The sequence below is a fragment of the Pseudomonas sp. RIT-PI-q genome, assembly GCF_001297125.1.
GTDB lineage: Bacteria > Pseudomonadota > Gammaproteobacteria > Pseudomonadales > Pseudomonadaceae > Aquipseudomonas.
In genome coordinates this window covers 1-25,904 of sequence record NZ_LHPC01000010.1, presented here as the reverse complement: position 1 = coordinate 25,904, position 25,904 = coordinate 1, and the positions used below count along the sequence as shown (strand labels likewise).

Below are 25,904 nucleotides of genomic sequence, written 5' to 3'. Positions count from 1 at the left end.
TTTCACTCGACAGCTCCTACAGAGAAATGGAAACCCTGTAGGAGCTGTCGAGTGAAACGAGGCTGCGATCTTTTGATCCTTTGCTAGGCTGTAAATCCTTGAGACCGCAATGGAGCACCCTCATGGCTATCCTGGCCCTGCGCGCCGACGCCTCCCACCTCGACAAAATCGCCAGCCTGTTCGACGCCTATCGAGGCTTCTACGGCCAGCCATCGAACCTGCCTCAGTCCCGCGACTTCATCGCCGAGCGCATCGCCCGGGACGAATCGGTGATTTTCTACGCCGAGGACGCCAGCGGCGAAGCACTGGGTTTCGTGCAATTGTTCCCGACCTTTTCCTCCATCGAAGCGCACCGCACCTGGCTGCTCGGTGACTTGTTCACAGCACCCGACGCCCGAGGCAAGGGCGTCGGGACGCTGTTGATGAATACGGCCCGCGACGTTGCGCTATTGACCGGCGCCAAGGGCATAACGCTGGAAACGGCGACGGATAATTACGGCGCGCAACGCTTGTACGAGTCCTTGGGGTACGTGCGCGATACGGGTTACTTCACCTATTGCCTCGATTTGAAACAACGCTGATCCAGCGCTCACATCGTCTGATTTCCTTGGGCACCGAACACCGGCCGGAAGAAGCTGCGCTCATAGCTGAGGATGCAGCGGGTTTCTTCTGCGTACTTGAAAGCGGCGATGCACTCCGGGTCGTTCGCCGACTGTTGGCGATAACTTTCGTAGGCCGCCAGGCTGGGGAAAGTAAACATCGCCAGCGCAATGTTGTTGGCACCCTCGGACGGCAGGAAGTAGCCGTGATGCTGGCCGCCAAATTTTTCCACGAGTGGAATCCACAGCTTGCCGTAGTGTTCAAACGCTTCGAGTTTGAACGGGTCGAGTACGTATTTCAGGTAGCAAGTGACCATCTGTTTTCTCTCTCACAGGGTTACGGGTTTTCAGGGATTGAATCGTCTGGCAGGTCTCGCAATACCCGCGCCGTCAGCTGAGGAGCATCTTCACCACTGACGTCGCGCTTGAGCCATTCGGCTGGTGGCGAGCCCACCACATTGAGGAAGGTTCGGGAGAACGACGCTTGCGAGCTGTAGCCCACCGACGCGGCGATCACCTTGATTTGCACACCGTCGCGCAGCATGTCCCGGGCCACTTTCATCCGCCAGGCAGTGACGTAGCCCATCGGTGATATTTCCATGATCCGGGTGAAGCACGCCGAAAATTTCGACCTCGACATGTGCGCCAGGCTCGCCAGTTTCTCGACGGTCCACAGCGCCTCGGGTTCCTCGTGGATCCGGGTGAATACTGCGCCGAGGCGTCCGTCCTGGAGGGCGTAGAGCAAGCCGCTGGAAATCTTGCGCTCGATGACCGAGCGCCGCACCAACACCACGAAAATGTATTCGAGCAGCAGGTTGAGCGCCTTGGTTCGGCCGGGCGCCTGATCCTGGAATTCGCCGACCAGTGAAGCGATCACGGGCCCGAGGTTTTCCAGTTCGCTGAACGCAAACACCAGCGTTTCCTTGAGGCCCAGCGGGAAGGGTTGCAGCGAGTTGCGCCCGAACTGGAACGAGGCGCAAATCAGCTCCGTGCCCTGTACCGAACTGGAGCGCAACTGGTAGCGGCAGCTGCTGGGGCAAAACAGCACGCTCGGCTCGGTGATTGAAATTTTCGGGAGCCCTGGCTGGACCATGTCGATACCGCCCTGGCTGATGACGTGGATAAATGCCATGCCCGGTGGCTTGTCGAGCACCAGCGTACCTTCCACCTGGCCAGCGAAGAACAAGCGACCCTGGAGGTTCGTGCGTTCGAAGAATTCGGACAGGATATCCATGATAGAGACGCCGGGGTAAAGACTCTGTACGTCCTGGCAAAAGTCGAGCAGGGCGCGGCCATAGGATGAAGTGCTCGCCGATGGTAGACAACGCTCCTTCAGGGCGCCATGGCGTAGCGTGATATTTCTTGTAAGCGACCGGAGTCCACTGTCATGAGCAACGATTCAATTCGCACTGCCCCCCAGTATGCCGACCCGGCGGAGCCTGCGCTGCCGGATCCGGGGATGAAGCTTGACCTGTCACGGGCGGCGTTGGTGGTCATCGATCCGCAAATCGACTTCCTCAGCCCCGAGGGCGTGAGTTGGGGTGTGTTTGGCAAGAGTGTGGTTGAACACGACGTGGTCAAGCACCTTGGCCAGTTGTTTGCTGCCGCCAAAGAGGCGGGCATCACGGTGGCCGTGTCTCCACATTATTACTATCCGTGTGATCACGAGTGGCATTTCGGCGGGCCGCTGGAGAAGGTCATGCACAGTATTGGTATGTTTGATCGCAAGGGGCCGTTGACGCTTGACGGGTTTGAGAACTCTGGTGCGGACTTTATGCCTGAGTACAAGCCCTACATTCTTGACGGTAAAACCATTATTGCTTCACCGCATAAGGTGTATGGCCCGGAGACCAATGACCTGGCGTTGCAGCTGCGTAAGCATGGCGTATCGCAGGTTATTTTGGCGGGTATGGCGGCCAATCTCTGTGTCGAGTCGCATCTGCGTGAGTTGCTCGAGCAGGGGTTTGAAGTGGCAGTGGTGCGTGATGCGACTGCTGGGCCGACGACGCCTGAGGGGGATGGTTATCTGGCGGCATTGATTAACTTTCGGTACATCGCTAATGCGCTTTGGAGTACGGCGCAGACGGTTGGGTTGCTTCAGGTTCGATAGGAGGCGAGCTAACCCCTGTAGGAGCGAGCTTGCTCGCGAAGAACGTCAAAGATGGCGCGTTTTAACAGGATAAACGCGGTGCCTGTGGGTCCATCGCGAGCAAGCTAGCTCCTACAGGGGGCGGTGTTTTGTCTTCAGGTCTCTTATCGCCCCTCCACACTCCGAGGCAACCCCAACGCGTTGATCTCACGCAAAGCCTCAGGCAACAGCGCATCAGGAAACCCCTGATAAGCCACCGGCCGCAAAAAACGCTCAATCGACGTCATGCCAACCGAAGTAAAGCGGCTATCCGACGTTGCCGGAAACGGCCCCCCGTGAACGGTGGCAAAAGTCACCTCCTGCGGATGGGCAAAAGCGTTGACAACGATGCGCCCGGTGCGCCGCTCCAGAACCGGCAGCAAGCGCTGCGCCAGCGGCATATCACCCTCTTCAAGATGCATGGCCGCGCTGAGCTGGCCGCGAAGCGAGCGAGCCACAGCGAACATTTCATCCTCATCCTTGACCTTCACCAGCAATGCAGACGGACCAAAAACCTCTTGCGCAAGCGCGGTGTCGCTCAGGAAATGCCGACCGTCGACCTCAAGCAACGCCGATTGACCCTCAAAATCCGCACCCGATGCCGAACCTTCGGCAACACGATGTGCACCAGCGTTCTCCATACCGGCGAGGCCGCTGATGTACGACGCATGAATCCCCGGCGTCAGCATCGTGCGCGCCGATGCCTCGCTCACACGTTTCACCATCGCGGCGCGTAACGCCTCAAAGCCATCCCCTTCAATCGCGATCAGAATGGCGGGCTTGAGACAGGCTTGCCCGACATTGACCAGCATCCGCTCGACAAAACCATCGCCAATCTGTGCGCCACGTGCGGCCAGCGCATCGGGCAGGATAAACGTGGGGTTGACGCTGGTCATCTCGGTAAAGACCGGGATGGGATCGGGGCGTTGCTGCGCCCGTCGATAGAGCGCCATGCCACCTTGCTCCGAGCCGGTGAACGTCACGGCCTTGACCAAGGGATGATCGACCAGCGCTTCGCCGATCGCGTTGCCACTGCCGCGCACCATCGAGAAGACACCCTCAGGCAATTCGTTCTCCTGCACGGCCTTGCGGATGGCCCGCGCCTGAATTTCCGAAGCGCCAGGATGCGCGTTATGCGCCTTCAGGATAACGGTTGAGCCTGCCGCCAGCGCCGACGCGGTGTCGCCACCGGCGACCGAGTAGGAAATGGGGAAGTTACTCGCACCGAAAATAGCCACCGGGCCGATCGCCATCTTCTGCAATCGATGGTCCATGCGTGGACGTGGCAAACGATCAGGCTGTGCCGGGTCGATGGCCAACTGCAGAAAACGCCCTCTGCGCACGACCTCGGCGAATTGGCGGAACTGGGTCGCGGCTCTTGTCACTTCGCCCTCAAGCTGCGCCTCAGGCAGACCCGTTTCGAGTGCCGCCCGTGCAGCCAACTCCTGGCGGACCGCATCGAGATTGTCGGCAATGCTTTCAAGGAACGTCGCACGCCGGGCAAGCGAGGTATGGCTGTAAAGATCAAACGCCTCGTCGGCGAGTATCGCGGCCCGGTCGACATCGGCCACGCCACCCAAGGCGAAATCCGGTTCGATCAGCTGGTGGGTGGTGGGATTGAGCGCCTTCATGGTTCCTTCGGTGGCGGCGACATCGTTTGCGCCGATAAACAGATTTCCGGTCAATTTCATCGTCCGTTACCCCTGCGCCGCAAGGGACGCGACGAGTTCGTCCGTCGTGACAATCGCGTGGGCGAAGGTCGGGCCGTTCAGTTCATGCGCGGCATGCATCATTTCCGGTTTGAAGGCGGCGGTCGCATCGCGCACCAGCGTGACGTGGTAACCCAGTTCCACGGCATAACGGGCTGTCGCTTCGATGCAGGTATTGGCCAGCAGGCCGACGATGATTACGTGCGTGATGCTCTTTTGCTTGAGGCGAAAATCGAGGTCAGTATTGGCAAACCCGCTCGAACCCCAATGTTCCTGAACGACGATGTCGCCGTCCTTTGGCGCGAAATCGGGGTGCCAGTCGCCGCCCCATTCACCGCGTGCGAAGTGATGCATGTGCATGACCTTGCACTGGGTGGGGCTTGGATGATCCCAACCTTCGTAGTCGCCTTCCTGCCAACGGCGGTGCGGTACGATAACCACCTGCAGGCCGCTGGCACGGACGGCGCGGTCGAGGGTGCGCAAATTGTCGAGCAGGCCGACCTGGTTGGCGATTGGCTCGATCAAGGGGTAGACCTTGCCGCCCTCCGAGAGAAAGTCATTGTACGGATCGACCAGCAGATAGGCGGTCCGATCGAGAGGATAGCTGGCGTTTGACATGGCAATTTCTCCGCAGATTTCAAGTGATCGGTGCCGTAGACTTGCCCTGGCATCGTGTTGATATGATAATCATAGTATGTGATGAAGAGGCAACACCGAATGTCGGTAAACAAAACTGCTCCCGAAACCCTCTGCCCGATTTCACGGGCCGAGGCCGTAGTGGGCGACCGCTGGACCGTGCTGGTACTGCGCGAGTTGTTCATGGGCAGTCATCGCTTTGATGAGATCCACGCGCAGACTGGCGCAACCCCGCAAATGGTCGCTGCACGCTTGAAGAGTATGGAAGGTGATGGGCTCGTCTCGCGTCGCGCCTACAGCGAGCGGCCGCTGCGTTACGAGTACCACCTGACCGAGAAAGGGCAGGCCTTTTATTCAGTGGTGCTCGCGCTACGCGCCTGGGGCGAAACCTGGTGCAAGTCGGGCGAGGAGGGGGTGGCGGTCGTGTACACCCATAAAACCTGTGGCCACACCGCCGGGCTGGGGCCGCTCTGCGATCATTGCGGCGAACTCTTGCGCCGTGAAGAGTTGATCAGTCAGCAAAGCCCGGCCTATGCCGCAGAGCGATCAGCACGACGTGAAGCCTTCAAGGGCATTCGCGGGGCGGGCCCGAGCGATCAGGAGGTCTAGCGTCGATCCGGTCGCGGCAGTTTGTATCTGTGCGTATCCACCGCCGCGGTAGCTACGTTCACATACAAATCCATGCGTTGCGGGACACGTGCGCGATACAACGCGGGCTTGAAATGAACCACCGCATCTGCGGCACTCATTGGAGAAAATGCGATGTCCCGTATCAATATTCGTAAGACCGCTGGCGCGTTTGGCGTCGCCCTGGCCACTGCCGCGGCACTCAGCGCATTCGCCGGCCTCTCTCAAGCTCAAGAGACCAAAGGCTGGCAAGCAGGGCTTCACCGCACCGATCTTCTGCGTAAGGATCTGGACGTCGCCGGGCGTGAAGTCATCCAGGTTCGCGTTGATTTCGAACCGGGCGTGGCCTCGCCCAAGCACTCACATCCTGGGGTGGAAGTCGCCTTCGTGATCGAGGGTACGTTCGAGTATCAGCTTGAAGGGCAGCCACCTGTGACGCTCAAGGCTGGCGACTCCTTGTACATCCCCGCCGGGACTGCGCATATCGCGAAGAACATTGGTACGGGTAACGGCGCGGAATTGGCGACGTACATTGTGAAGAAAGACACGCCGCTGGTGGTGCTGGAGAAGTAAGAGCGGGCGATAGAGTTTTTCCATCCTGCAGGGTTTGCCCTTGGGTGGAATCGTTCTAAAAAAGCCCCTTCCGCAGTTCGGACTTTTTGCTATTCTTCAACCTGTAGGTGAAGACGCAGACTGATGCGCAAGAGGATAGCGAGGGAGCGTGGGGCGCGTTCCGAAGGGTACACGGTTAGAAAGATCTCCGTGCTGAGATCCAGCCCTTATGCCGTGTGAAGCAGAAGAGCACAAAACTGTTCTGTCAGAGTCCTGATAAACCTCGTAAGCCGGAGACCAGCACCGGCCACCTACTCACTTTCACAAGCCCAAGCCCGCCCAGTGCGGGCTTTTTCATGCCCTGAATTTGCGATCTCACCGTGTAATCGACTAATATACGATTCATATGCATTTCGTATCGGATGGGTCTGTGGGTATCGTAAAAATTTCAGAAGACATGCACGAGAATCTGCGTGTCGCCAGCAATGCGCTGAGTCGCTCGATCAATGCCCAGGCTGAGCACTGGATGCGCATCGGCATGTTGACGGAGTTACATCCCAACCTCGACCACAGCGAAATCTGCCGCGTGCTGATTCGTGCCGAACTGGCTGGCGGTCTTGACGTGAAGCAAGTGTGCGCACTCGCCGATGTTGCCCATCGCACGGACGTTGATGCGGTCTCGGGAGTCAAGCAATGAAGGCTAACGTCACCATCAATACCCCGGAACAAATAGCCCTGTCGCGCGTTGCGGGCACTTTGGCTGCCGAGGTGCTGGCCATGATCACTCCCCACGTCAAGGCCGGGGTCACCACCGACGAACTCGACCGGATCTGCCACGACTATATCGTCAACGTACAGAAAGCCATTCCGGGCAATGTCGGTTATCACGGCTTCCCGAAAACCGTGTGTGCGTCCGTCAACCAGGTGGTCTGCCATGGTATTCCGTCGGCCAGGCCGCTCGAAGATGGCGACATCGTCAACATCGACATTGCCGTGGTCAAGGACGGTTGGTACGGCGACACCAGCCGCATGTACTTCGTCGGCGAACCGTCCCCGGACGCCAAACGTCTGGTAAAAACCACCTATGAAGCCATGTGTGCCGGCATCCGGGTAGTCCAGCCAGGCGCTACCCTGGGCGACATTGGTTATGCGATTCAGAGCGTCGCCGAAAGGGATGGCTTCAGCGTCGTGCGCGAATACTGTGGCCATGGTATCGGCAAGGTTTATCACGATGAGCCGCAGGTCTTGCATTACGGCTTTCCGGGCCAGGGCCTGAAGCTGAAAACCGGCATGATCTTCACCATCGAGCCGATGCTCAACGCCGGCAAACGCCATGTGAAAACCCTGAGTGACGGCTGGACGGTCGTCACCAAGGATCATTCACTCTCGGCCCAATGGGAACATATGGTGGCGGTCACTGACGACGGCTTCAAGGTGCTGACGCCCTGGCCGGACAGTGTCGATGAATACCCCGCCATTGTTTAAACGCAATCGCCCTGCGGCACCGTCACGCTCGTTTGGGTAATTTCCAGCCGGGCCGAATGAAGTGGCAGGTGTAACCATTGGGGTAGTGTTCGAGGTAGTCCTGATGCTCAGGTTCTGCCTCCCAGAACGGGCCGGCGGGGCTGACTTCAGTCACGACCTTGTCTGGCCAGAGGCCGGATGCATCAGCGTCGGCCACCGCATCCTCGGCTACGCGCCTCTGCTCATCGTCGAGATAGAAGAGCGCAGAGCGGTAGCTCAAACCAATATCGTTGCCCTGACGGTTTTTCGTTGTCGGATCGTGGATCTGGAAGAAAAACTCAAGGATCCGGCGATAGCTGGTTTGCTCCGGATCGAACACGATCTCGATCGCTTCCGCATGTGTGCCATGGTTGCGGTACGTCGCGTCGGGCACATCGCCGCCGGTGTAGCCCACCCGCGTGGCCAGTACGCCGGGCTGGCGCCTGATCAGATCCTGCATACCCCAGAAGCAGCCGCCGGCCAGAATGGCCGTTTCAGTTTGCGTCGTCATAATACGGTCCTTCCCATCAGTGAACGTGCCCATTGAGTGAGCCACTCGCAGGTGGCGATCTTGCTCATGATGATCTCCTGAACGTTTGGATGCGCGATGTTTAGTATGCCTGCCGGTAAGGCAGGCAGCACCGGTCAAACCAGATTGATCGTGATGTCGATGTTGCCACTCAGCGCCTTGGAGTACGGGCACCGCAGATGTGCGTCATCGACCACCGTCCGAGCGACAGCCGGGTCCAGGCCCGGAAGGCTGACATTGAGGCGCGCCTGAAGGAAGAAGGCATCTTCAGTCTTGCCCAGGTCTACTTCGGCATCGACAGCGAGGTTCGTCGGCAGCGTCACCTTCAACGCGGCAGCCGCCTTGCCCATTGCACCGATGAAACAGGCCGACCAACCGGCAGCGAGCAGTTGTTCGGGATTGGTGCCGCTGCCCGACGAGCCGGGAGGGGAAAGCTTGATCTGCAGACGACCATCGGAGCTGCGCGACTCGCCATCACGGCCGCCGGTGGTGTGGGTTTTGCCGGTGTACAGCACGGTGTCGATTTTATTGATCATTTCGGGTTCCTGCTAAAGGTTTGAGGGCTGCCCCATACCAAGCCACAACACGATCCCTGTAGCAGCTGGCGAAGCCTGCGTTCGGCTGCGAAGCAGTCGTGAAATCAGGCCGCGCGGTATGTCAGGCAAACCGCGTCGGCAGGGTTTACGACTGCTGCGCAGCCGGACGCAGGCTTCGCCAGCTGCTACAGGGATTGCGTTATGGTTTGAATGATCGGCATCAGGCGACGGCCCTACTTTTTCACCTTCATGTACTGCCTATGTGTCTTGATCCAGCGGTTGTGTAACGCTGTGTAAGATCGTCCGCATAAATACACAGCGATACAAATCACCGCGCGAACACCAGCATCCGGTTTCTGATCTACAATGCCCTACCTTTGTCGGAGGGCTGTCTCTTGTGGACGTTCTCGCGCTTTTCCATGACGGCCTGATCAAGTGGGTTATCCAGCCGGTCACTGACCAGTTTCTGGGTATGTTCGATCTGAACGGCCGTTTCAGCGTCGTCTTTCTCTTTACGTCCTACTGCGTCGCCTACGGCCTGTTCCGATACCGGAAGCCCCGCGGCCTGACCGATGCCGATTCTTTCTGGCAATTCATTGGCGGCAGTGGGGTCTATTTCCATCGTTCGGCGTTGCTGGATTACCGCTACTACTTCGTGCGGGGCATCCTCAAAGTTGCGCTGGTGCTGCCCATCGTCGGCCTGGTTGATCCACACGTCCTGCGCTCCGGCGACTACATCAGCTTTTTCACCCACCTTTGGGGCGCCCGCGCGCAAGTGGCGCAGAACCTGCCGCTCTGCTTGCTCTACGGCCTGGGTGTGTTTGTTGTCCAGGACTTCATCCATTACTGGGCCCACCGCGCCTTTCATTCCCGGTATCTCTGGGCGTTCCACAAAGTCCATCACTCGGCGCCTGTGCTGGTCCCGGCGACGGCAAGTCGGGTTCACTTTGTGGAAAAGATCGTCGAAAAACTGACTGACACCTTATGCGTCGGCGTCTATGCCGGTGTCTTCTGGTACGCCTGTGGCGGGAAGATCAGCCCTTACACCCTGTTTGGCGTGACCTATGTGGTGTTGATCCTCAACGCATTGGCGGCAAACCTGCGTCACAGCCATGTCTGGCTTTCATTCGGCCCCGTGGTTGAGCATGTGCTGAACAGCCCAGCCCAGCACCAGATCCACCACAGTGACGCGCCCCGGCACTACAACAGGAATTTCGGGATCAACCTGTCACTGTGGGACTGGATGTTCGGTACGCTGTATCTCACACATTCGAAGCCCGAACTCATCCGGTTCGGCATCGCTGAACAGGATCACGATCGTTACCTGACGGTTTACAGCCTGATCGTCACCCCGTTTTTAGACATTGCCCGGCAGATCCCCGTCAGACGTGCCATGGATTTGCTGTCGAGCCTCTCCACGCTAAAAGGTGCGAGCGACTCAGGCGCCGAAGTCGATAGAAGCGAGGCGCGGGGTGCTGCGCCTCGCCCGAAACGATGCCGCGTGGTCAGGCTTTACTGGCTGCCAGGTACGCGCCAAGACGTTGTCCCATTTGCTCGCCCAAGGCTTGTAAACCACTCAAGGGACGGACCATCACTTCAAACTCGACGATTTTTCCTTGTTCATTGAAGCGGATCATGTCGATGCCCTTTAACTCTTTTCCGCTGACTTTGGCGCTGAACTCCAGGACGACGCTCAGCCCGTCTGCCGTCGCCAATTCGCGGTGGTAGACAAAATCTTCAAACACCTCGATGACCGTGTTGAGAATCATCGATACCACAGCGGCTCCCGGGTAAGGCGTGTGCGCCATCGGCGAGCGGAATACGGCGTGTGGGTCCAGCAATTCGGGCAAGGCGCGCAAGTCACCGCTACCGATCATGGCGTGCCATTGGCTCAGGGATTCTGCGGCGTTGGGATGCAGTTTCAGTTCGGTCATTTTCTACTCCTGTATTTTTGTTGTTGTGCGAGGCAGTTTTTCGAAAGCACCGATAAAGGGCTCCGCCGCATCATCTGCCGACCGACACAACAGAATCAACAGGGCCGAACATAATCCTTGCGATAAAAATGGCGCAAAAAAGCCCGGCAGGGATTATCCGTGCCGGGCTTTTTCATGCGCGTTTGTCAGTCGAGGCGTTCCGGGTAAGTCACCACTAGATACGCCACTGCTTCACTGTCGGCGGGGTTGCGATAGCGGTGCGGTTGGTCGGCATAAAACAGGATCGAGTCGCCGGTGGAGAGCAGATAGCGTTCATCGTTGACGCTGATTTCCAGCACGCCTTGCGACACCACCAGGTTCTCCTGTACGCCGGGGCCGTGCCCCTCGGACTGGTCTTCTCCCAAGGGGCTGAGGCGCAGTTCGTAAAACTCCGATTGGCGCGCAACGTCGAAAGGGAACAGTGCTCGGCTGACAAAGGCTCCGTTGGCGCTGACCAGGCGTTTGCTCTGGCTTGCCGACAGCACCGCCACACCTTCGAAGGCCCGATGCTCAAGAAACGCCGCGACTGATACCTTCAAGCCTTTGGCGATTTTGCACAGCACTTTGATCGAGGGCACGCTGCGCCCGGATTCAATCTGCGCGAGCATCGCCCGGCTTACACCGCATTGCCGGGCGAGGGCGTCGAGCGACAGATGACGCTTGCCCCGCAGACGCTGCAGGTTCTGTGCAACCCGCTCGCAAATCGGGTCTTCTTCCAGTGACTCCAAATTGTTCAGATCCAGCACGGGTTCGTCGGCGCTCGCCAGAAAGCGCGAGGGTTCGTGCACGTTCACGCGTGACGAGTCTCGGTGGCTTTCGCGGCTTGCACCCACTGAAAGGCCTGTAGACCTGCGTTGCGTGCGTACATTTCCCACATGGCCCGTGCCCGTTGCTGAGCCTGTTTGCGTTTGCGGTAGCTGGCGAAGTCGATGAGGTTGTCAGTCGGATTCATGGGGCACTTCACTGTGGTGATGAATGTCGGGATGAGCTGAGACTACGCGGATATTTTTATAACGATAAATACCTATTTTGTATTTATTAATACCTTTTGGTTCTTAGTGGCGCTGATCAGAGGCCCCGACTGCTCCTGATCAATTCGTAGGCCCGACGCACCAGCGGATTCACGGTGTTGGGGCGAATCCACAAGTGATAGGTCACGTCCGGCAGCCGTGGCAAGCCGTCGTTCTCGCCCAGGACGCGCATGTCCGGGCCGAGCATTTCCATGCTTCTCGGCGTGACCCCAAGGCCTGCGCGAGTGGCCGCTTTGATGCCAATCAGATTTGACGCCAGATACGCCTGGCGCCAGGGAATGTTGGCGCGTTCCAGAGCCTCCAGCGCGTAGCGGCGATAGATGCTCGGTTCATCCACCAGGATCAGCGGCAAGGGTTCGCCGGGGTTATGAATGTACTGCGCCGAACAGATCCACCACACCGGCGAGGTGCGCAAGGCAAAGCCTTCGAGGCTTGGGTCTTCGCGGGTGGAGATCACCATGTCGACCTTGCCCCGGTGCAGGTCGTCCATCAGGAACGGGCTGCGGCCGACATCGATCTCCAGGCGCAAACGCGGTGCCGAGCGGGCAATGTGGCTGAGGATCGGCGGCAGGATGGTGTCGGCGATGTCATGCGGCGAGCCGATGCGCAACACGCCGCTCAAACTGCTTTCACGCAGGGAGTTCAGCGCGTCGTCGTTGAGCGAGAGCATCTGCCGTGCATGGCGCAGTAACTGCAACCCGGCTTCGGTGAGTTGCTTTTGCCGCCCGCGTTTCTCGAACAGGTTCACACCGACGAGTTGTTCCAGGCGTTGCATGTGCTGGGTGACCGACGATTGCGTGCGGGCCAGTTGCGCGCCGGCCTCGGCAAAACTGTGGTGATCAACCACGGCGATGAAGGTGCGCAGTAATTCGAGATCGAGAGTAGGTGAGGTCGACATGGCCATTTCCCGGCGTTGTTTTTATATCAAGGGTGCAAACATAAATATTACAGTTCTTTATGTGTTATGGGTGGTGTTTTAGTTGTCAGGAAAAAACACCCAGCAAAAACGGGCTTTATGACGATCGCCTGTCAATTTTGATACTGTAAGTTATAACGATATTAGATATTTGAATTTCCGTTACTTCAGGACTGTACCTAGGATGCCCACACATCAGGTCGGGGTACGCCGATCATTCTTGAGGGGAAATCCATGTTGCTTGAGCGCTCGCCGGTTAAACGATTGTTGCCTGTCATGTTGGGGGCCTTGATCTCGATGGTTGGGATGACCAGCGCTCAGGCTGATGCCACCCTGGACAAAATCCAGCAACGTCATGTGCTGGTGGTCGGTGTGTTGTTGTCCGGCGGACCCTTTGGCGGCATTGATCCCGCCACACAGAAACCCCGTGGCTTGAATGTCGACCTCGCTGAGGAATTGGGTCGGCAACTGGGCGCCGAAGTACAATTGGTGCCGGTATTGCCCGCCAACCGCGTGCAGTTTTTGCAGCAGGGCAAAGTTGATTTGCTGATCGCCAACATGGAATGGACCGCCGAACGCGGCGAAATCCTCGGCTTCGTGCCGACGCCGTTCTACCGTGTCGGCGGCACTGCAGCGGTGCTCAAGGACAGCAAGATCAGCCGCTGGGAAGACCTCAAAGGCCAACCGGTCTGCACCTCTCAGGGCAGCAGCTACGTCAAGCCGCTCACCGAGTTGGGTGCCGAGATCAAGGCCTTCAAGAGTTCGTCGGAATCCTTGCTGGCGCTGCGGGGCAACAACTGCGTCGCCGCGGTGCATGACGCCACGCTGATCAACCCGTTGCTCGCCGACACCGCCGAATGGCAGGGCTATCGCGCGCTCAGTCCGGAGCTCAACCCGGCCCCATCCGTGATCTGGACCCGGCGTGGCGAAAGCGATACCCAGGCCAAACTCGACCCGATCATCAAAGAGCTGCACCGCAGTGGCTGGCTGATCGAAGCGCAGACTCGCAACCGCATCACCCCGGCATCCCCGGCGCTGGTCGAGTTGCAGAAACAGTTCCAGGCCAACGGCGCCTGAGTGTTGTTTCGCACCTCAGCGTTTTCCACCGACCGTCGCCCAAGGTAGCCGTGCATGAAGTCAATTTTTTCCGCTAGAACCCTGACCACCCTGTGCCTGGCCGGATACGCCGCGCTGACCGCAAACCTGGCCCAGGCCGATGCCACCCTGGACAAGATCGAGCAACGCCACGCCATCAGCGTCGGGGTGATTCTCAGTGGTCCGCCGTTCGGCACCCTCGACCCGAAGACAGGTGAGCACCTGGGTTACAACGTCGAACTGGCCAAGGGCATCGGCAAGGCACTTGGTGTGGAGACGAAGACGGTTTCAGTGCTGGCGCCCAACCGCGTGCAGTTCCTGCAACAGGGCAAGGTCGACATCCTGATCGCCAACATGCAGTTCACCGAAGAGCGCGCCGAGATACTCGACTACGTGCCCACGCCCTACGAAGAAGTAGGCGGCGCGGCGCTGATTCGCAAAGGCGCGGGCATCAGCCAATGGGCCGACCTGAAGGGCAAGCCGGTGTGCGTGTCCCAGGGCAGCAACTTCATCAAGCCGTTGCAGGAAACCTACGGCGCCGAGATCAAGGCGTTCCGCAGCCAGTCGGAATCGCTGTTGTCCCTGCGGGGCAATGGTTGCGTGGCGGCGGTGCATGTCAGCCCGACCATGCATGCATTGTTGAGCGATGCCGAGTGGGCCGGTTATGAAACTCCGCTACCGGGGGATCTGATCCCGTCGAACTCAGTGATCTGGATTCGCAAGGGCGAGCACGATACCCAGGCCAGACTGGACGCTATCGTCCGCGACTGGCACCGCAGTGGTTGGCTGATCGCCTTGGGCGAACGCACCGGTATGGCACCGTCCCAGGCCCTGCGTGACTTGCATGAACAGTATCGCAACGCCGCGCCATTGGCGGTTCAGCCATGAGCCAAGGGTTGTTCGCGACATTGCAGCAGTTGCTCGGCGCCGCTCATGTGCAAAGCAGCGAAGAGGCGGCGCCGTACCTGACCGACAAGCAGGGACGCTACGTCGGCCAGGTGATCGCTGCCGTGCACCCGGCCAACACCGAGGAAGTCGCGGCGGTGGTCCGTGCCTGCGTCGCCAATGACACGCCGATCGTGGTGCAGGGCGGCAACACCGGCCTGATGGGCGGTGCGACCCCGGACGCCAGTGGCCGCGCCGTGTTGCTGCTGCTCAATCGCCTGAACCGCGTGCGCTACGTCGACACGGACAACGACACCCTGACCGTCGAGGCCGGCTGCATCCTGCAAACCGTGCAGGATGTGGCGCGCAACGCCGGACGACTGTTCCCCCTGAGCCTCGGCGCCGAAGGCAGTTGCACGATTGGCGGCAACCTCGGCACCAACGCCGGGGGTACGGCGGTGCTGCGTTACGGCAATACCCGCGAACTGACCCTGGGCCTGGAAGTGGTCACCGCCCAAGGCGAGATATGGAATGGCCTGCGCGGTTTGCGCAAGGACAATACCGGCTACGACTTGCGCGACCTGTTTATCGGCAGTGAAGGCACTCTTGGCATTATCACTGCCGCGACCCTGAAACTTTTCCCATTGCCCAACGCACAGGCTACGGCGCTGTTGGCCTTCGATTCGTTGGCCCAGGCAGTGCAATTCCTGTCCCATGCGCGTGCCGGTTTTGGTGCCAGCCTCACCGCGTTCGAATTGCTCAGTGCCGATTGCCTGGCGCTGTTGCGCGAACAATTTCCGCAGGGGGCGCAGCCCTTTCTCAGTGCTGACCAGCCTTGGTTCGCGCTGCTGGAACTGTCGGATAACCACAGCGAAAGTCACGCCCGCGAAGCCTTTGAAGAGGTGCTCGGCGAAGCATTCGAAAACAGTTTGCTGGCCAATGCCCTGATCGCCGAAAGCCTCGCGCAAAGCGAAGCTTTGTGGCTGTTGCGAGAGCACATGAGCGAGGCGCAGAAACGTGCCGGTCGCAACATGAAGCACGACATCTCGGTGCCGATTTCCCGCATCGTCGATTTTGTCGCCGACACCGATGCGTTGTTGCAGGCGAAATTCCCCGGCGTCCGCCACTTCACATTCGGCCACCTGGGCGACGGCAACCTGCACTACAACGTCGCCCATCCGCTGGGTTCGACAGTGGATGCGCACATGGCGAATTACGCGGCACTCAGCTTGCTGGTGCATGACAGTGCCCACGCCCACGGCGGCTCGATCAGTGCCGAACACGGGATCGGCCAGCGTAAGCTGGACCTGCTTGAGCGCTACAAAAGTCCGGTGGAGCTCGACCTGATGCGCCGCATCAAACAGGCGCTGGACCCGAAAAACCTGCTCAATCCAGGCAAGGTCATTGAGGCGGTTCAATCATGACATTTCACCTGTCCAAACGCGTGCAGCGCGTTTCGCTGTCGGCCAATGCCGCGGCAAAATCCCAGGCCACGGCATTGCGTGATGCCGGTCGCGATATTCTCGACCTGACCACTGGCGAGCCGGATTTCGACACCCCCGAACACATCAAGCAAGCCGCCTATGCGGCCATTGCGAACGGTGCCACCAAATACACCCCGACGCCGGGTGTGAAGGACTTGCGTATCGCCGTGCAACGCAAGCTCCAAAGGGAAAACCATCTGGACTATCCGCTGGAATCCATTGTGATTGCCAACGGAGCGAAACAGATCATCTTCAATGCCTTCGCCGCGACCCTCGACGATGGCGACGAAGTATTGGTGCCAACGCCTTACTGGCCGTCCTTTCCGGACAGCGTGCGCTTTAACAGTGGCGAGCCGGTGTTCATCGAATGCGGGCTGGCGCAAGGTTGCAAACTCACGGCGCAACAGCTGGCGCAACACATTGGCGAGCGCACGCGCTGGCTGATTCTCAACGGTCCCGGCAACCCCAGCGGCGCGGTGTACAGCACGGCTGAACTGCACGCGTTGGCCGAGGTATTGCGTCGTCATCCGCAGGTGCTGATTCTGCTGGATGAACTCTACGAGCACATTCGCTTTGACGGTCAGCCGGCCCAGAGCCTGCTCAACGTCGCACCGGATTTACAGGCGCGCTGCCTGCTGGTCGGCGGAGTGTCCAAGACGTATGCCATGACGGGCTGGCGCATCGGTTTTGGTGCCGGGCCGCACGTGCTGACGGCGGCAATGGCGGTCGTGCAATCGCAATCCACCTCGGGCGCTTCCTCGGTAGGGCAGGCCGCCGCGTTGGCCGCGTTTGAAGGTGGCCTGGATTTTTTACCGGAGCAGGTCGCGGCGTATCAGCAGCGTCGGGATGTGTTGGTGAGCGCTTTGCGCGACGTCGACGGTCTTGAAGTGCTTGAGCCTCAGGGCGGCTTCTTTGTGTTTGTGCGCTGCGCCGGGTTGTTGGGCCGCTATCGCCCGGACGGTCAGCGTCTGCAAAGCGACGCCGATGTCGTCGCGTATTTGCTGGAGGAGGGCGTTGCCGGTGTGGCGGGCAGCGCTTATGGCTTGTCACCCTGGTTTCGCCTGTCCATCGCCACGGCGACCGACAGCATCGTTGAAGCGGGGCGCCGCATCGCTTATGCCTGCGGGCAATTGCGAGGCGAAGCATGAGTCATTGGCTGGAGCTTTTCGTCCACTGGACTGCCGGGTTCGGCCTGAACTACAGCTTTCTGCTGGACGCCTATCAACGCGGCACCCTGGAACAAGGCGCGCTGACCACGGTGTTGCTGTGCCTGTTCACCATCGTCGGCAGTCTGCTGGCGGGTGTCGGGCTGGCGGCGATGCTGACGTCAGGCAAACCCTGGCTGGCCAAACCGGCACGGGTGTTTGTCGAAGTCACCCGCAACACGCCGACGCTGGTGCAGCTGTATTGCGCGTTCCTGGTGCTGAACATGCTGCTGACTCAGGCCGTCGGCGCGGCCAACCCGCTGACACCGTTCGCCTGGGTGGTGATTGTGATCTCGCTGCACAAGGGCGCGTTCCATGCCGAAGCCTTGCGCGCCGGGATTGAGGCGGTGCCGGCGGTGACCCTTGAGGCCGCCAGTTCGCTGGCATTCAGCAGCCGCCAGTTGTTGTGGAATGTGCAGCTGCCGCTGGCCCTGCGCTTCGCCTTGCCATCGCTGATCAACAACCTGATCGACCTGGTGAAAATGACCGCCGTGGCCTCGGCCATTGCCGTGGGGGATATCACCTACGCCGCGATCATGATCTGGACCCAGAGCGATAACGTGCTGGAGTTGATGATCCTGATCCTGAGCTTTTTCGGCCTGCTGAGTTTTATCGTCAATTGTGTGGGGCGCTTGCTCGAAGCACGCCTGAGGATGCCTGGTTATGGCCATTGAATCGTCCGTCATTGCCCCGGTGACCTGGCCGCGTCGGCATGTCGGCAAGCTGTTGCTGTTGGCTGGCGCGGTGCTGTGGCTGGTGTATTTCGCGCCGCAAAGCCCGGTGTTCAACGCCTTGCTGCAGTGGTCGCCGGCCCTGGCCGCAGGCTTTGGGCTGAACATTCTGATCAGTCTGGTGGCGATCGGGCTGGGCTCGTTGTTGGGCTTGTTGGTCGGGGCACTGGCGCTTTCGCCGTTGCGTCTGCTGTGTTTGCCGGCACGGATCTGGGTGCAGATTTTTCGCAATGCTCCTTGGCTGGTGCTGATCTATTTCACCACCTACGTGTTCCCGTTCGAGATCCACATCGGCAGCGCCTATGTTTCGTTCCCGGACTGGGTCAAGGTCACGATCGGCCTAGCCTTGCCGGCGAGTGCCAACGTCGCGGAAATCTTCCGTGGCGCCATTGCATCGATCCCCAGCACCCAATGGGAAGCCGCTCGTTCCCTGGCCTTCACGCGCGGGCAGATTTTCCGTTCGATCATCCTGCCGCAGTGCTTCAAGCGCATGTTGCCGCCGTGGATGAACCTGTATGCGGTGATCACCATGGGCACTGCACTGGCCTCACTGGTGGGTGTGCATGACGTGATCGACACCGCGCAAATCGCCAGCAACACCGTGAACATGACCGGCTTCACCGTGGTGATTTACCTGAGTTTGCTGGTGCTGTTTTTTGCTTACTGCTATCCGATTTCCCGACTCACCCAACGCCTGGAGCGACGTTATGCCTTCTACTGAAACCGTCGCCGAGCCCTTGGTCAGCCTACGCGACCTGCACCTGTCCTTCGCCAGCAACCCGGTACTCAAGGGCATCGACCTCGACGTGTATCGCGGCCAGGCCGTGTCGATCATCGGTCCGTCCGGCTCGGGCAAGTCGACCATCCTGCGCTGCATCACCGGCCTGTTGCAGCCCCAGCGCGGGTGCATCCGCGTCGGCGCCACCGAGGTTCACACCCTGGCCAAGGAAGCCCAGCGCATCGAGTTGCGCAAACGTGTGGGGTTTGTGTTCCAGCAGTACAACCTGTTCCCGCATTTGTCGGTGCTGGAAAACCTGGTGATTGCGCCGCGCAAGGTCCTGGGTCGCAGCCGCGTCGATGCCGAAAAAGACGCACGGGCGTTGTTGGCCAAGGTGCGGATGGAGCACAAGGCCGATGCCTATCCGGGACAGTTGTCCGGCGGCCAGCAACAGCGGGTGGCGATTGCCCGGGCGCTGACCATGCGCCCGGAACTGATTCTGTTCGATGAAGTGACCTCGGCCCTCGACCCGGAAACCGTCGGCGAGGTGCTGACGGTGATTCGCGAGCTGACTGAGGAGGGCATGACCTGCGTGCTGGTGACCCATGAAATGCGCTTCGCCGAAGAAATCAGCGACATCGTTTACTTCACCGAAAACGGCGTGATCGTCGAGCACGGCAGCGCCGCGCAAATCTTCCAGAACCCCACCAGCGAACGTACCCAGGAATTTCTCCGTCACGCCCTGGGCGATCCGGGGCGCCGACCTGTGATCGCTCACGATCCCTACCTGCTGACCAATCTGAGTCGCTACAGCCTGTCCGTCTAATACTGAGGAGCCTGTTCATGAGTACCGTTAACCGTGCCGCTGTCATTGAGGATTTCCTGAAGAAAATCCGCGTCATCAATCAACGGGGCGTCGACCGCGCCGCGCTGGCGGAAATCGTCGCCTTGCTGGAAAACCTGGCCGAGCGCCGTGATCTGTTCAACTTCGACGAATTCCCGGCACCGGTGCCGGGGCAGGGCAGCACGGCGTTTCGCTATCGCCTCAATGACGACGGCGACACACCGACGCTGTACCTGAATTCGCTGTTGCCGGGCAAAAGTACAATCGCGCACAACCATGAAACCTGGGCCATCATCAGCGCGGTCGAAGGCCAGGAAATCAACTACGTCTACGCCCGGGATGATGAAGGTCGCGAGCCGGGCTTCACCACCTTGCACCTGGAAAAGGAAGTGATCGTGCAGCCCGGCACGTCGATCTCGTTTCTCGGTGACGACCTGCATGGCATCCGTGTCGAAGGCGAGCAAGCGACCCTGCATTTCCACCTCTACGGTTTGCCGCTGGAATCCCTCAACGGCCGTTACGGCGTCGAGGGCGACGGACGCATTCTCAATTACAACGCCTCGCAAATGGCGCCGTCGATCAAGGCCTACGCATGATCGTTCCCATGAGCCAGACCGTAACCCCAGGGCAACTGCAACAATGGCTGTTCGACGCGCAGGAGATTGCCCTATTTGATGTGCGCGAACACGGCCAATATGGCGAAGCGCACCTGTTTTTCGGGGTGAATTTGCCCTATAGCCGACTGGAACTGGAGGCCCGGCGTCTGGCGCCGAATCCTCTAGTACGGCTGGTGATTTATGACCAGGACGGCGGGGAAGTCGCGGCGCGCTCTGCACAGCGATTACAGGCGCTGGGCTATGGCAACGTGCATGTGCTCGACGGCGGTGCCAATGGCTGGAAGGCGGCTGGTCTTGAGCTGTTTGCCGGTGTGCATGTGCCCTCCAAGGCCTTTGGCGAATTGGTCGAGGAGGCCAGTCACACCCCTCATGTCACCGCACAACAACTGGCCGAATGGCAGGCCCGGGGTGAGCCGTTGGTGGTGCTCGATGGGCGGCCGTTCGATGAATACCGCAAGATGACCATTCCCGGTTCTGTGTGCTGCCCTAACGGCGAGTTGGGCTATCGCGTTCACGATCTGGTGCCGGACGAGCGCACGCCGATTGTGGTCAATTGCGCCGGCCGCACCCGCAGCATCATCGGCGCTCAGACGTTGATCAATCTCGGTTTGAAGAACCCTGTGTACGCCTTGGAAAACGGCACTCAGGGCTGGTATCTGGAAGATTTCCAGTTGGAGCATGGCAGCACCCGACGCTATGCCGATGAGGTGTCGTCGAAGATTTTGCCGGCTCAGCGTCTCGCCGCCGCGCAACTGGCGGCGCGGGCCGGGGTGGAAACCGTTGAAGCCGCTCAGGTTGAGCAGTGGGGCAGGGACGTCGGACGCAGTCTGTTCCTGTGTGATGTGCGTACCGCCGAGGAGTATGCCGAGGGCAGTCTGCCGGGCGCTCAACACACACCGGGCGGGCAGTTGATTCAATCCACCGATCTGTATGTCGGCGTGCGTCAGGCGCGGTTGGTGCTGATCGACAGCGATGGCGTGCGGGCACCAATCGTAGCCAGTTGGCTGCGGCAATTGGGCCATGAAGCTTATGTTCTGGCGGACGGGGTGAGCAGTGGGTTGGCGTTGCCCGCGCTTGAGGCCGCCGCTCACGAGGCGTTGCCCTTGATCACCGCACAAGGACTGGCCGATGCGCTGAAGGATGACGCGGTTGTGCTGGTGGATCTGCGTCCGAGCATGGTCTATCGCAAAGGTCATATTGCCGGTGCGCGTTGGTCGATCCGTTCGAGGTTGGCGGCAGAGGTTGCCGGTGAGCAGCGGCCTTTGGTGTTGCTGGTCGATGATCCACGGCTGGGCGCTTTTGCAGCGCTGGAATTGCCCGAAGTTCAGCGCGCACAAACCAGGCTGCTGGACGGTGGTCTCGGTGCCTGGCGCGCGGCGGGTTTTGCCGTGCAAGAGAATGCCCATACACCGCCCGATGCGCACTGCATTGATTTTCTGTTCTTCACCCACGATCGTCATTCCGGTAACAAAGACGCGGCGCGTCAGTACTTGGCCTGGGAAATCGGCTTGCTGGCGCAGATGAGCGAAGAAGAAATCGCCAGTCTCAAGCCGCTGCAACCACAAGCGCGTAATGATGCACGGGTACGTACTCGCCTGGTCCATTCGGCGCGTAACGAGAAGGGCGGAGGCGGTCGGGCCGTCAACGTGCCGGTCACCCGCTTAAGCACCGTACTGTTCGACAACCTTGCGCAGATGCGCGACGCCCGTTCCCGTCGCGACAGCGAGCGGGTCCTGAGCTATGGCGCCCGAGGCAACCCGACGGCCTTCGCCCTGGAAGACCTGGTCAGCGAACTGGAGGGTGGCTATCGCACCCGCTTGTTCGGCACTGGGCTGGCAGCGGTCGCGCAGACGTTCCTGGCCTACCTGCGCCCCGGCGATCATGTGCTGATCACCGATGCGGTGTACTCGCCGGTGCGACGTCTGGCCAAAGAATTTCTTGAACCGTTTGGCATCCAGGTCAGCTACTTCGCGGCGGACGGCAGCGGCCTGCAAGCGCAGCTGCAAGCCAACACCAAAATGGTCTACACCGAAGTGCCTGGTTCATTGCTGTATGAACTCTGCGACTTGCCGGCCATCGCCGCGCTCTGCAAGCCGCGGGGCATCCTGCTGGCGGTGGACAACACGTGGGGCTCGGGCTACCTGTATCGGCCACTGGCCCTGGGCGCGGACATCTCGATCATGGCGTTGACCAAATACCTGTGCGGCCATAGTGATGTGGTGATGGGCAGCGTCTGCACGCGGGAAGAAGTCTGGCCGGCGCTGGCCGCCATGAGCGACACTTTTGGCAGTACGGTCAGCCCGGACGATGCCTACCTGGTGCTGCGCGGCGCACGCACCCTGGCGCCACGCCTGGAGGTGCACGAGCGCCAGGCCCTGGAAGTCGCTCAGTGGCTGCAAACGCAACCGCAGGTGAAACGGGTTTTCCATCCGGCCTTGCCTGATCATCCTGGTCACGCCTTGTGGCAGCGGGATTTCAACGGCAGCAACGGTCTGCTGTCCTTCGAACTGCGCGATGTAGACGGCGCCTATGTCGAGCGATTCATCGATGCGCTCCAGCTGTTTGGTCTGGGTGCTTCCTGGGGCGGCTACGAAAGCCTGATTACGATTACTGACACGACGGATCGTGTCAGCGCCGCAGATCGCGCAATGAATCCGGTACTGCGGTTGCACATCGGGCTGGAGGATGTCGAGGCGTTGATCGAGGATTTGCAGCGGGGATTCGCTGCGGCAACCTGGGTTGGCACTTTCGCTTAGTGGATCGTTATGCACAAATTGCATATTTGGATAATTAAATATTCTTTTAAGAGATAATAGCTTTCGTTGATTATGCCTGTAGGCAGATAAATTCAAAGGTCTACAGGAGTTAATGAATGGGCAATGTCCAGAGCGCCAGAAGTGCCCTAGAGGTGTTCCGGCACCCGCTGCCCGGCGGCGAGCTGCTCGACCTTGGTCGGGTTTTTCGGGAGCCCTTGGCGCTATCGCGTCTGCACAGCACGCCCAAGCGCGTATTGAGTCGTCGCGAAGTGGTCTTGTTGGGGGTGTTCGCGTTGGTGCTGCATGGCGCGGTGATTGTCTGGGTTAACCAGGCCCCACCGCCGGCGTTGCCCGTGGTGCCCCCGGAGATCCCGCCGATGCCCATCAAATTCTCCCAGCCGGCGCCACCGGGGGTGGTGCCGCCGCCCGAGCCGATTCCACAGCCGGTAGTCGAACCGCCACCGCCGGTTGAAGATGAACTGGCCGTGAAACCACCACCACCCAAACCTGTCCCCAAGCCTAAGCCCGTGGTCAAACCGGTTCCCAAGCCCGTGGCTAAGCCAGTGGAGCAGCCGCCCGCACCCCCTGCGCCGCCACAACCGGTCGCCGCGCCGGCCCCTCCGGCACCCCCCGCGCCAAAACCGGTGACCCCGGCGTCGGCCAGCGCCGGTTATCTGAAGAACCCGGCGCCGGAATACCCGTCACTGGCGATGCGTCGCGGCTGGGAAGGCACGGTGCTGCTGCGGGTGCATGTCCTGGCCAGCGGCAAACCCGGTGAGATCCAGATCCAGAAAAGCAGTGGCCGCGATCAACTTGACGACGCCGCACTGGCAGCGGTCAAGCGCTGGAGTTTCGTCCCGGCCAAGCAGGGCGATGTTGCCCTGGATGGTTGGGTCAGCGTGCCCATCGATTTCAAGATCAAATAAGTCGGTTTCCTCCGCAGCAACAGAGTGCCACCCCACAAAAGGAGCACAGCCACTCAAAGAACTTAATATCAGAGAGCGCCCACCATGAATCTAATCGCGTCCCCCTTCGAATCCATCGAACACACCGTCATCTGGCTGTTGATCCTGTTTTCCGTTGCAACCTGGGGCCTTGCCTTGCTCAAGGGGGTGCAGTTCACCCGCCTGAAGACGCAGGATCGAAAATTCCATAAACACTTCTGGGCCGCTTCCAGTCTCGATTCCGCCGCTGAATTGGCCCATAGCCAACCGGGCGCCGCCGCTCGCGTCGCGCTGGCCGGTTACGCTGCGATCCAGGTGCCGGAGGACGCGCATGCCGCCGACTTGAGCCAGGCAATCAACCATCAAGACCGCCTCGAACGCGCCCTGCGCCAGCAGATCGTGCGGGAACGACGCTCGCTGGAAAGCGGCTTGGCTATCCTCGCCAGTATCGGCAGCACCTCGCCCTTTATCGGTCTGTTCGGCACTGTCTGGGGGATCATGTCGGCCCTGAAAGGCATCAGTGCGGCGGGCTCGGCGAGCCTGGAAACCGTGGCCGGGCCGATTGGTGCCGCCCTCGTCGCCACCGGTGTGGGTATCGCCGTCGCGGTGCCGGCGGTGCTGGTCTACAACTACTTTCTGCGTCGCCTGAAACTGACCGCCGCCGACCTCGATGACTTCGCCCACGACTTCTACAGCCTGGCGCAGAAAAACGCGTTCCGTGTGCTGCTGCATCCTGTGCTGAGCAAATCCGGTGCGACCGTCGCCGGGCAGAAAGTCAAGGAGGCGTCCTGATATGGCGTTCTCGACCCAAGACAGCGATGAAGTGCTCAGCGAGATCAACGTCACGCCATTGGTGGACGTCATGTTGGTGCTGCTGGTGGTGTTTATCGTCACCGCGCCGCTGCTGACCAATGCGATCCCGATCAACCTGCCAAAGACCGAATCGGTGGCGCCGGTGGAACAGAAGGATCCGCTGGTGGTGAGCATCGACGACAAGGGTAAGGTGTTCATCAACAAGGATGAAATCCAGGCGGATCTGCTCGAGTTCAACCTGCAAGCTGCCAAGGCGAAAAACCCCGACGTCCGTGTGCAGTTGCAGGCGGACAACGGGGTGAATTATGGCGAAGTGGCCCGGGCTATGGCTTCTATCGAGCGGGCGGGGATTACCAAGTTGTCGGTGATTACGGCGAAGTGAGTGAGCGCCGGGTAGTGGGGTTGGTAGTCGATTTGCTGTTCATCTATATAGAAGGGCGTGAATTGCTCTTCTATATAGAAGGAAATGGGCTGCTTTGCGGCGATCCGCAAGTTGGTGATAGAAAACTGTAATTAAGTGTTGACGGCAGACTCTGGAAGTCTATAATTCGCCCCACTTCCGGCGCAGTCGAAACGGAAAACTCATTGGTAAACAAAGAGTTACGCAGTTTTCGGCAGCGGGTTGCTTCAGTTCATCGAAGCCTGGAAGGAGTTATTAAGGCAGTGTGTTTTCGCCTTATCAACGATTCGATCTTCTCGGTCGAAAGCGGCTCAAAAGAGGTGTTGACAGCAGCGAGTAACGCTGTAGAATTCGCCTCCCGCTAACGAGAGATCGGAGGCGCAAGTGGTTGAAGTTGCAAAGGAAACTTTGAAAACTTCGAAAAATAACCGCTTGACAGATACAGGGGGCGCTGTAGAATGCGCGCCTCGGTTGAGACGAAAGTCTTGATCAACCGCTCTTTAACAACTGAATCAAGCAATTCGTGTGGGTGCTTGTGGAGTCAGGCTGATAGTCAACAAGATTATCAGCATCACAAGTTACTCCGCGAGAAATCAAAGATGTAACCAACGATTGCTGAGCCAAGTTTAGGGTTTCTTAAAAACCCAAAGATGTTTGAACTGAAGAGTTTGAT

The 25,904-nt window shown here is 59.6% G+C and carries 28 protein-coding genes and 1 pseudogene; 19 read left to right on the top strand and 10 right to left on the bottom strand.

The genetic code is table 11. The features are described 5' to 3' along the window. Positions 1-122: 122 nt before the first annotated feature. Positions 123-581, top strand: coding sequence for a GNAT family N-acetyltransferase (locus AEQ67_RS02420; RefSeq protein ID WP_059402295.1), 459 nt, complete (start codon positions 123-125; stop codon positions 579-581). Between the two features lie 8 nt (positions 582-589). On the opposite strand, the gene AEQ67_RS02415 is transcribed toward AEQ67_RS02420, so the two are convergent. Both AEQ67_RS02415 and AEQ67_RS02410 read right to left on the bottom strand, forming a co-directional pair. Continuing rightward, positions 590-916 (bottom strand): NIPSNAP family protein, encoded by a 327-nt coding sequence (locus AEQ67_RS02415; RefSeq protein ID WP_059402294.1) that lies wholly within the window; start codon positions 914-916, stop codon positions 590-592. 20 nt (positions 917-936) lie between these two features. Then, the gene (locus tag AEQ67_RS02410) at positions 937-1,833 is read right to left on the bottom strand and encodes an AraC family transcriptional regulator (RefSeq protein ID WP_059402293.1); all 897 of its coding nucleotides are present in this window, start codon (positions 1,831-1,833) and stop codon (positions 937-939) included. 153 nt (positions 1,834-1,986) lie between these two features. Here AEQ67_RS02410 and AEQ67_RS02405 point away from each other — a divergent pair, with 153 nt between their 5' ends. Continuing rightward, positions 1,987-2,709 carry a cysteine hydrolase family protein gene (locus tag AEQ67_RS02405; protein WP_059402292.1) on the top strand — a complete coding sequence of 241 codons (723 nt, stop codon included), beginning with the start codon at positions 1,987-1,989 and terminating at the stop codon, positions 2,707-2,709. A gap of 143 nt (positions 2,710-2,852) precedes the next feature. Here the strand turns inward: AEQ67_RS02405 and AEQ67_RS02400 are convergent, their stop codons facing one another. Both AEQ67_RS02400 and AEQ67_RS02395 read right to left on the bottom strand, forming a co-directional pair. Further along, positions 2,853-4,418 carry an aldehyde dehydrogenase (NADP(+)) gene (locus AEQ67_RS02400; protein WP_059402291.1) on the bottom strand — a complete coding sequence of 522 codons (1,566 nt, stop codon included), beginning with the start codon at positions 4,416-4,418 and terminating at the stop codon, positions 2,853-2,855. Between the two features lie 6 nt (positions 4,419-4,424). After that, positions 4,425-5,054: an isochorismatase family cysteine hydrolase gene (locus tag AEQ67_RS02395; protein WP_059402290.1), complete on the bottom strand. Its 630-nt coding sequence runs from the start codon at positions 5,052-5,054 to the stop codon at positions 4,425-4,427. A gap of 99 nt (positions 5,055-5,153) precedes the next feature. Between AEQ67_RS02395 and AEQ67_RS02390 the strand changes: the two genes are divergently transcribed. From AEQ67_RS02390 to map, 4 genes are all read left to right on the top strand, one after another. Beyond that, positions 5,154-5,681, top strand: coding sequence for a winged helix-turn-helix transcriptional regulator (locus AEQ67_RS02390; protein WP_059402289.1), 528 nt, complete (start codon positions 5,154-5,156; stop codon positions 5,679-5,681). Positions 5,682-5,834: 153 nt separating this feature from the next. Then, on the top strand, positions 5,835-6,272 hold the full coding sequence (locus tag AEQ67_RS02385) for a cupin domain-containing protein (protein WP_059402288.1): 438 nt from the start codon (positions 5,835-5,837) through the stop codon (positions 6,270-6,272). Positions 6,273-6,681: 409 nt separating this feature from the next. Next, complete coding sequence (locus AEQ67_RS02380) at positions 6,682-6,948, top strand: ParD-like family protein (protein ID WP_059402287.1); 267 nt, start codon at positions 6,682-6,684, stop codon at positions 6,946-6,948. Further along, positions 6,945-7,736 carry a type I methionyl aminopeptidase gene (gene map / locus AEQ67_RS02375; protein WP_059402286.1) on the top strand — a complete coding sequence of 264 codons (792 nt, stop codon included), beginning with the start codon at positions 6,945-6,947 and terminating at the stop codon, positions 7,734-7,736. Before AEQ67_RS02380 ends, map begins: the two co-directional genes overlap by 4 nt. Before the next feature lie 22 nt (positions 7,737-7,758). Here the strand turns inward: map and msrA are convergent, their stop codons facing one another. Both msrA and AEQ67_RS02365 read right to left on the bottom strand, forming a co-directional pair. Further along, the gene (gene msrA / locus AEQ67_RS02370) at positions 7,759-8,265 is read right to left on the bottom strand and encodes a peptide-methionine (S)-S-oxide reductase MsrA (protein WP_059402285.1); all 507 of its coding nucleotides are present in this window, start codon (positions 8,263-8,265) and stop codon (positions 7,759-7,761) included. Positions 8,266-8,399: 134 nt separating this feature from the next. Continuing rightward, positions 8,400-8,819: an organic hydroperoxide resistance protein gene (locus AEQ67_RS02365; protein ID WP_059402284.1), complete on the bottom strand. Its 420-nt coding sequence runs from the start codon at positions 8,817-8,819 to the stop codon at positions 8,400-8,402. A gap of 397 nt (positions 8,820-9,216) precedes the next feature. On the opposite strand from AEQ67_RS02365, the pseudogene AEQ67_RS33500 reads away from it, so the two are divergent. Beyond that, positions 9,217-10,194 (top strand): annotated as a pseudogene (locus tag AEQ67_RS33500) (sterol desaturase family protein); the annotation flags it as partial. 130 nt (positions 10,195-10,324) lie between these two features. Here the strand turns inward: AEQ67_RS33500 and AEQ67_RS02355 are convergent. From AEQ67_RS02355 to AEQ67_RS02345, 4 genes are all read right to left on the bottom strand, one after another. Continuing rightward, positions 10,325-10,753: a nuclear transport factor 2 family protein gene (locus AEQ67_RS02355; protein WP_059402282.1), complete on the bottom strand. Its 429-nt coding sequence runs from the start codon at positions 10,751-10,753 to the stop codon at positions 10,325-10,327. A 185-nt stretch (positions 10,754-10,938) separates the two neighbouring features. After that, positions 10,939-11,529 (bottom strand): helix-turn-helix domain-containing protein, encoded by a 591-nt coding sequence (locus AEQ67_RS02350; protein WP_442965624.1) that lies wholly within the window; start codon positions 11,527-11,529, stop codon positions 10,939-10,941. A 53-nt stretch (positions 11,530-11,582) separates the two neighbouring features. Continuing rightward, on the bottom strand, positions 11,583-11,744 hold the full coding sequence (locus AEQ67_RS35930; RefSeq protein ID WP_008156931.1) for a hypothetical protein: 162 nt from the start codon (positions 11,742-11,744) through the stop codon (positions 11,583-11,585). A 116-nt stretch (positions 11,745-11,860) separates the two neighbouring features. Further along, entirely contained in the window at positions 11,861-12,721 is an 861-nt protein-coding gene (locus tag AEQ67_RS02345) for a LysR substrate-binding domain-containing protein (RefSeq protein WP_059402280.1), read from the bottom strand. A 252-nt stretch (positions 12,722-12,973) separates the two neighbouring features. Between AEQ67_RS02345 and AEQ67_RS02340 the strand changes: the two genes are divergently transcribed. From AEQ67_RS02340 to AEQ67_RS02285, 12 genes are all read left to right on the top strand, one after another. Continuing rightward, complete coding sequence (locus AEQ67_RS02340) at positions 12,974-13,816, top strand: transporter substrate-binding domain-containing protein (protein WP_059402279.1); 843 nt, start codon at positions 12,974-12,976, stop codon at positions 13,814-13,816. Between the two features lie 54 nt (positions 13,817-13,870). Beyond that, positions 13,871-14,722 (top strand): transporter substrate-binding domain-containing protein, encoded by an 852-nt coding sequence (locus tag AEQ67_RS02335; RefSeq protein ID WP_059402278.1) that lies wholly within the window; start codon positions 13,871-13,873, stop codon positions 14,720-14,722. Beyond that, a complete protein-coding gene (locus AEQ67_RS02330) occupies positions 14,719-16,143 on the top strand; it encodes an FAD-binding oxidoreductase (protein ID WP_059402277.1) in 1,425 nt (474 codons plus the stop codon). Before AEQ67_RS02335 ends, AEQ67_RS02330 begins: the two co-directional genes overlap by 4 nt. Beyond that, positions 16,140-17,351, top strand: coding sequence for an aminotransferase class I/II-fold pyridoxal phosphate-dependent enzyme (locus tag AEQ67_RS02325; protein WP_059402276.1), 1,212 nt, complete (start codon positions 16,140-16,142; stop codon positions 17,349-17,351). Before AEQ67_RS02330 ends, AEQ67_RS02325 begins: the two co-directional genes overlap by 4 nt. After that, the gene (locus AEQ67_RS02320; protein ID WP_059402275.1) at positions 17,348-18,082 is read left to right on the top strand and encodes an amino acid ABC transporter permease; all 735 of its coding nucleotides are present in this window, start codon (positions 17,348-17,350) and stop codon (positions 18,080-18,082) included. Before AEQ67_RS02325 ends, AEQ67_RS02320 begins: the two co-directional genes overlap by 4 nt. Then, positions 18,072-18,860 carry an amino acid ABC transporter permease gene (locus AEQ67_RS02315; RefSeq protein WP_059402274.1) on the top strand — a complete coding sequence of 263 codons (789 nt, stop codon included), beginning with the start codon at positions 18,072-18,074 and terminating at the stop codon, positions 18,858-18,860. Before AEQ67_RS02320 ends, AEQ67_RS02315 begins: the two co-directional genes overlap by 11 nt. Continuing rightward, positions 18,847-19,683, top strand: coding sequence for an amino acid ABC transporter ATP-binding protein (locus tag AEQ67_RS02310; protein WP_059402273.1), 837 nt, complete (start codon positions 18,847-18,849; stop codon positions 19,681-19,683). Before AEQ67_RS02315 ends, AEQ67_RS02310 begins: the two co-directional genes overlap by 14 nt. A 17-nt stretch (positions 19,684-19,700) precedes the next feature. Further along, entirely contained in the window at positions 19,701-20,297 is a 597-nt protein-coding gene (locus AEQ67_RS02305) for a cysteine dioxygenase (protein ID WP_059402272.1), read from the top strand. Between the two features lie 8 nt (positions 20,298-20,305). Continuing rightward, a complete protein-coding gene (gene metC / locus AEQ67_RS02300; RefSeq protein WP_059402271.1) occupies positions 20,306-23,074 on the top strand; it encodes a cystathionine beta-lyase in 2,769 nt (922 codons plus the stop codon). 116 nt (positions 23,075-23,190) lie between these two features. Next, on the top strand, positions 23,191-24,000 hold the full coding sequence (locus AEQ67_RS02295) for an energy transducer TonB (protein ID WP_059402270.1): 810 nt from the start codon (positions 23,191-23,193) through the stop codon (positions 23,998-24,000). Positions 24,001-24,084: 84 nt separating this feature from the next. Then, entirely contained in the window at positions 24,085-24,810 is a 726-nt protein-coding gene (locus AEQ67_RS02290; RefSeq protein WP_059402269.1) for a MotA/TolQ/ExbB proton channel family protein, read from the top strand. Position 24,811: 1 nt separating this feature from the next. Continuing rightward, complete coding sequence (locus AEQ67_RS02285; protein WP_019578566.1) at positions 24,812-25,213, top strand: ExbD/TolR family protein; 402 nt, start codon at positions 24,812-24,814, stop codon at positions 25,211-25,213. The last annotated feature ends 691 nt before the right edge of the window (positions 25,214-25,904 follow it).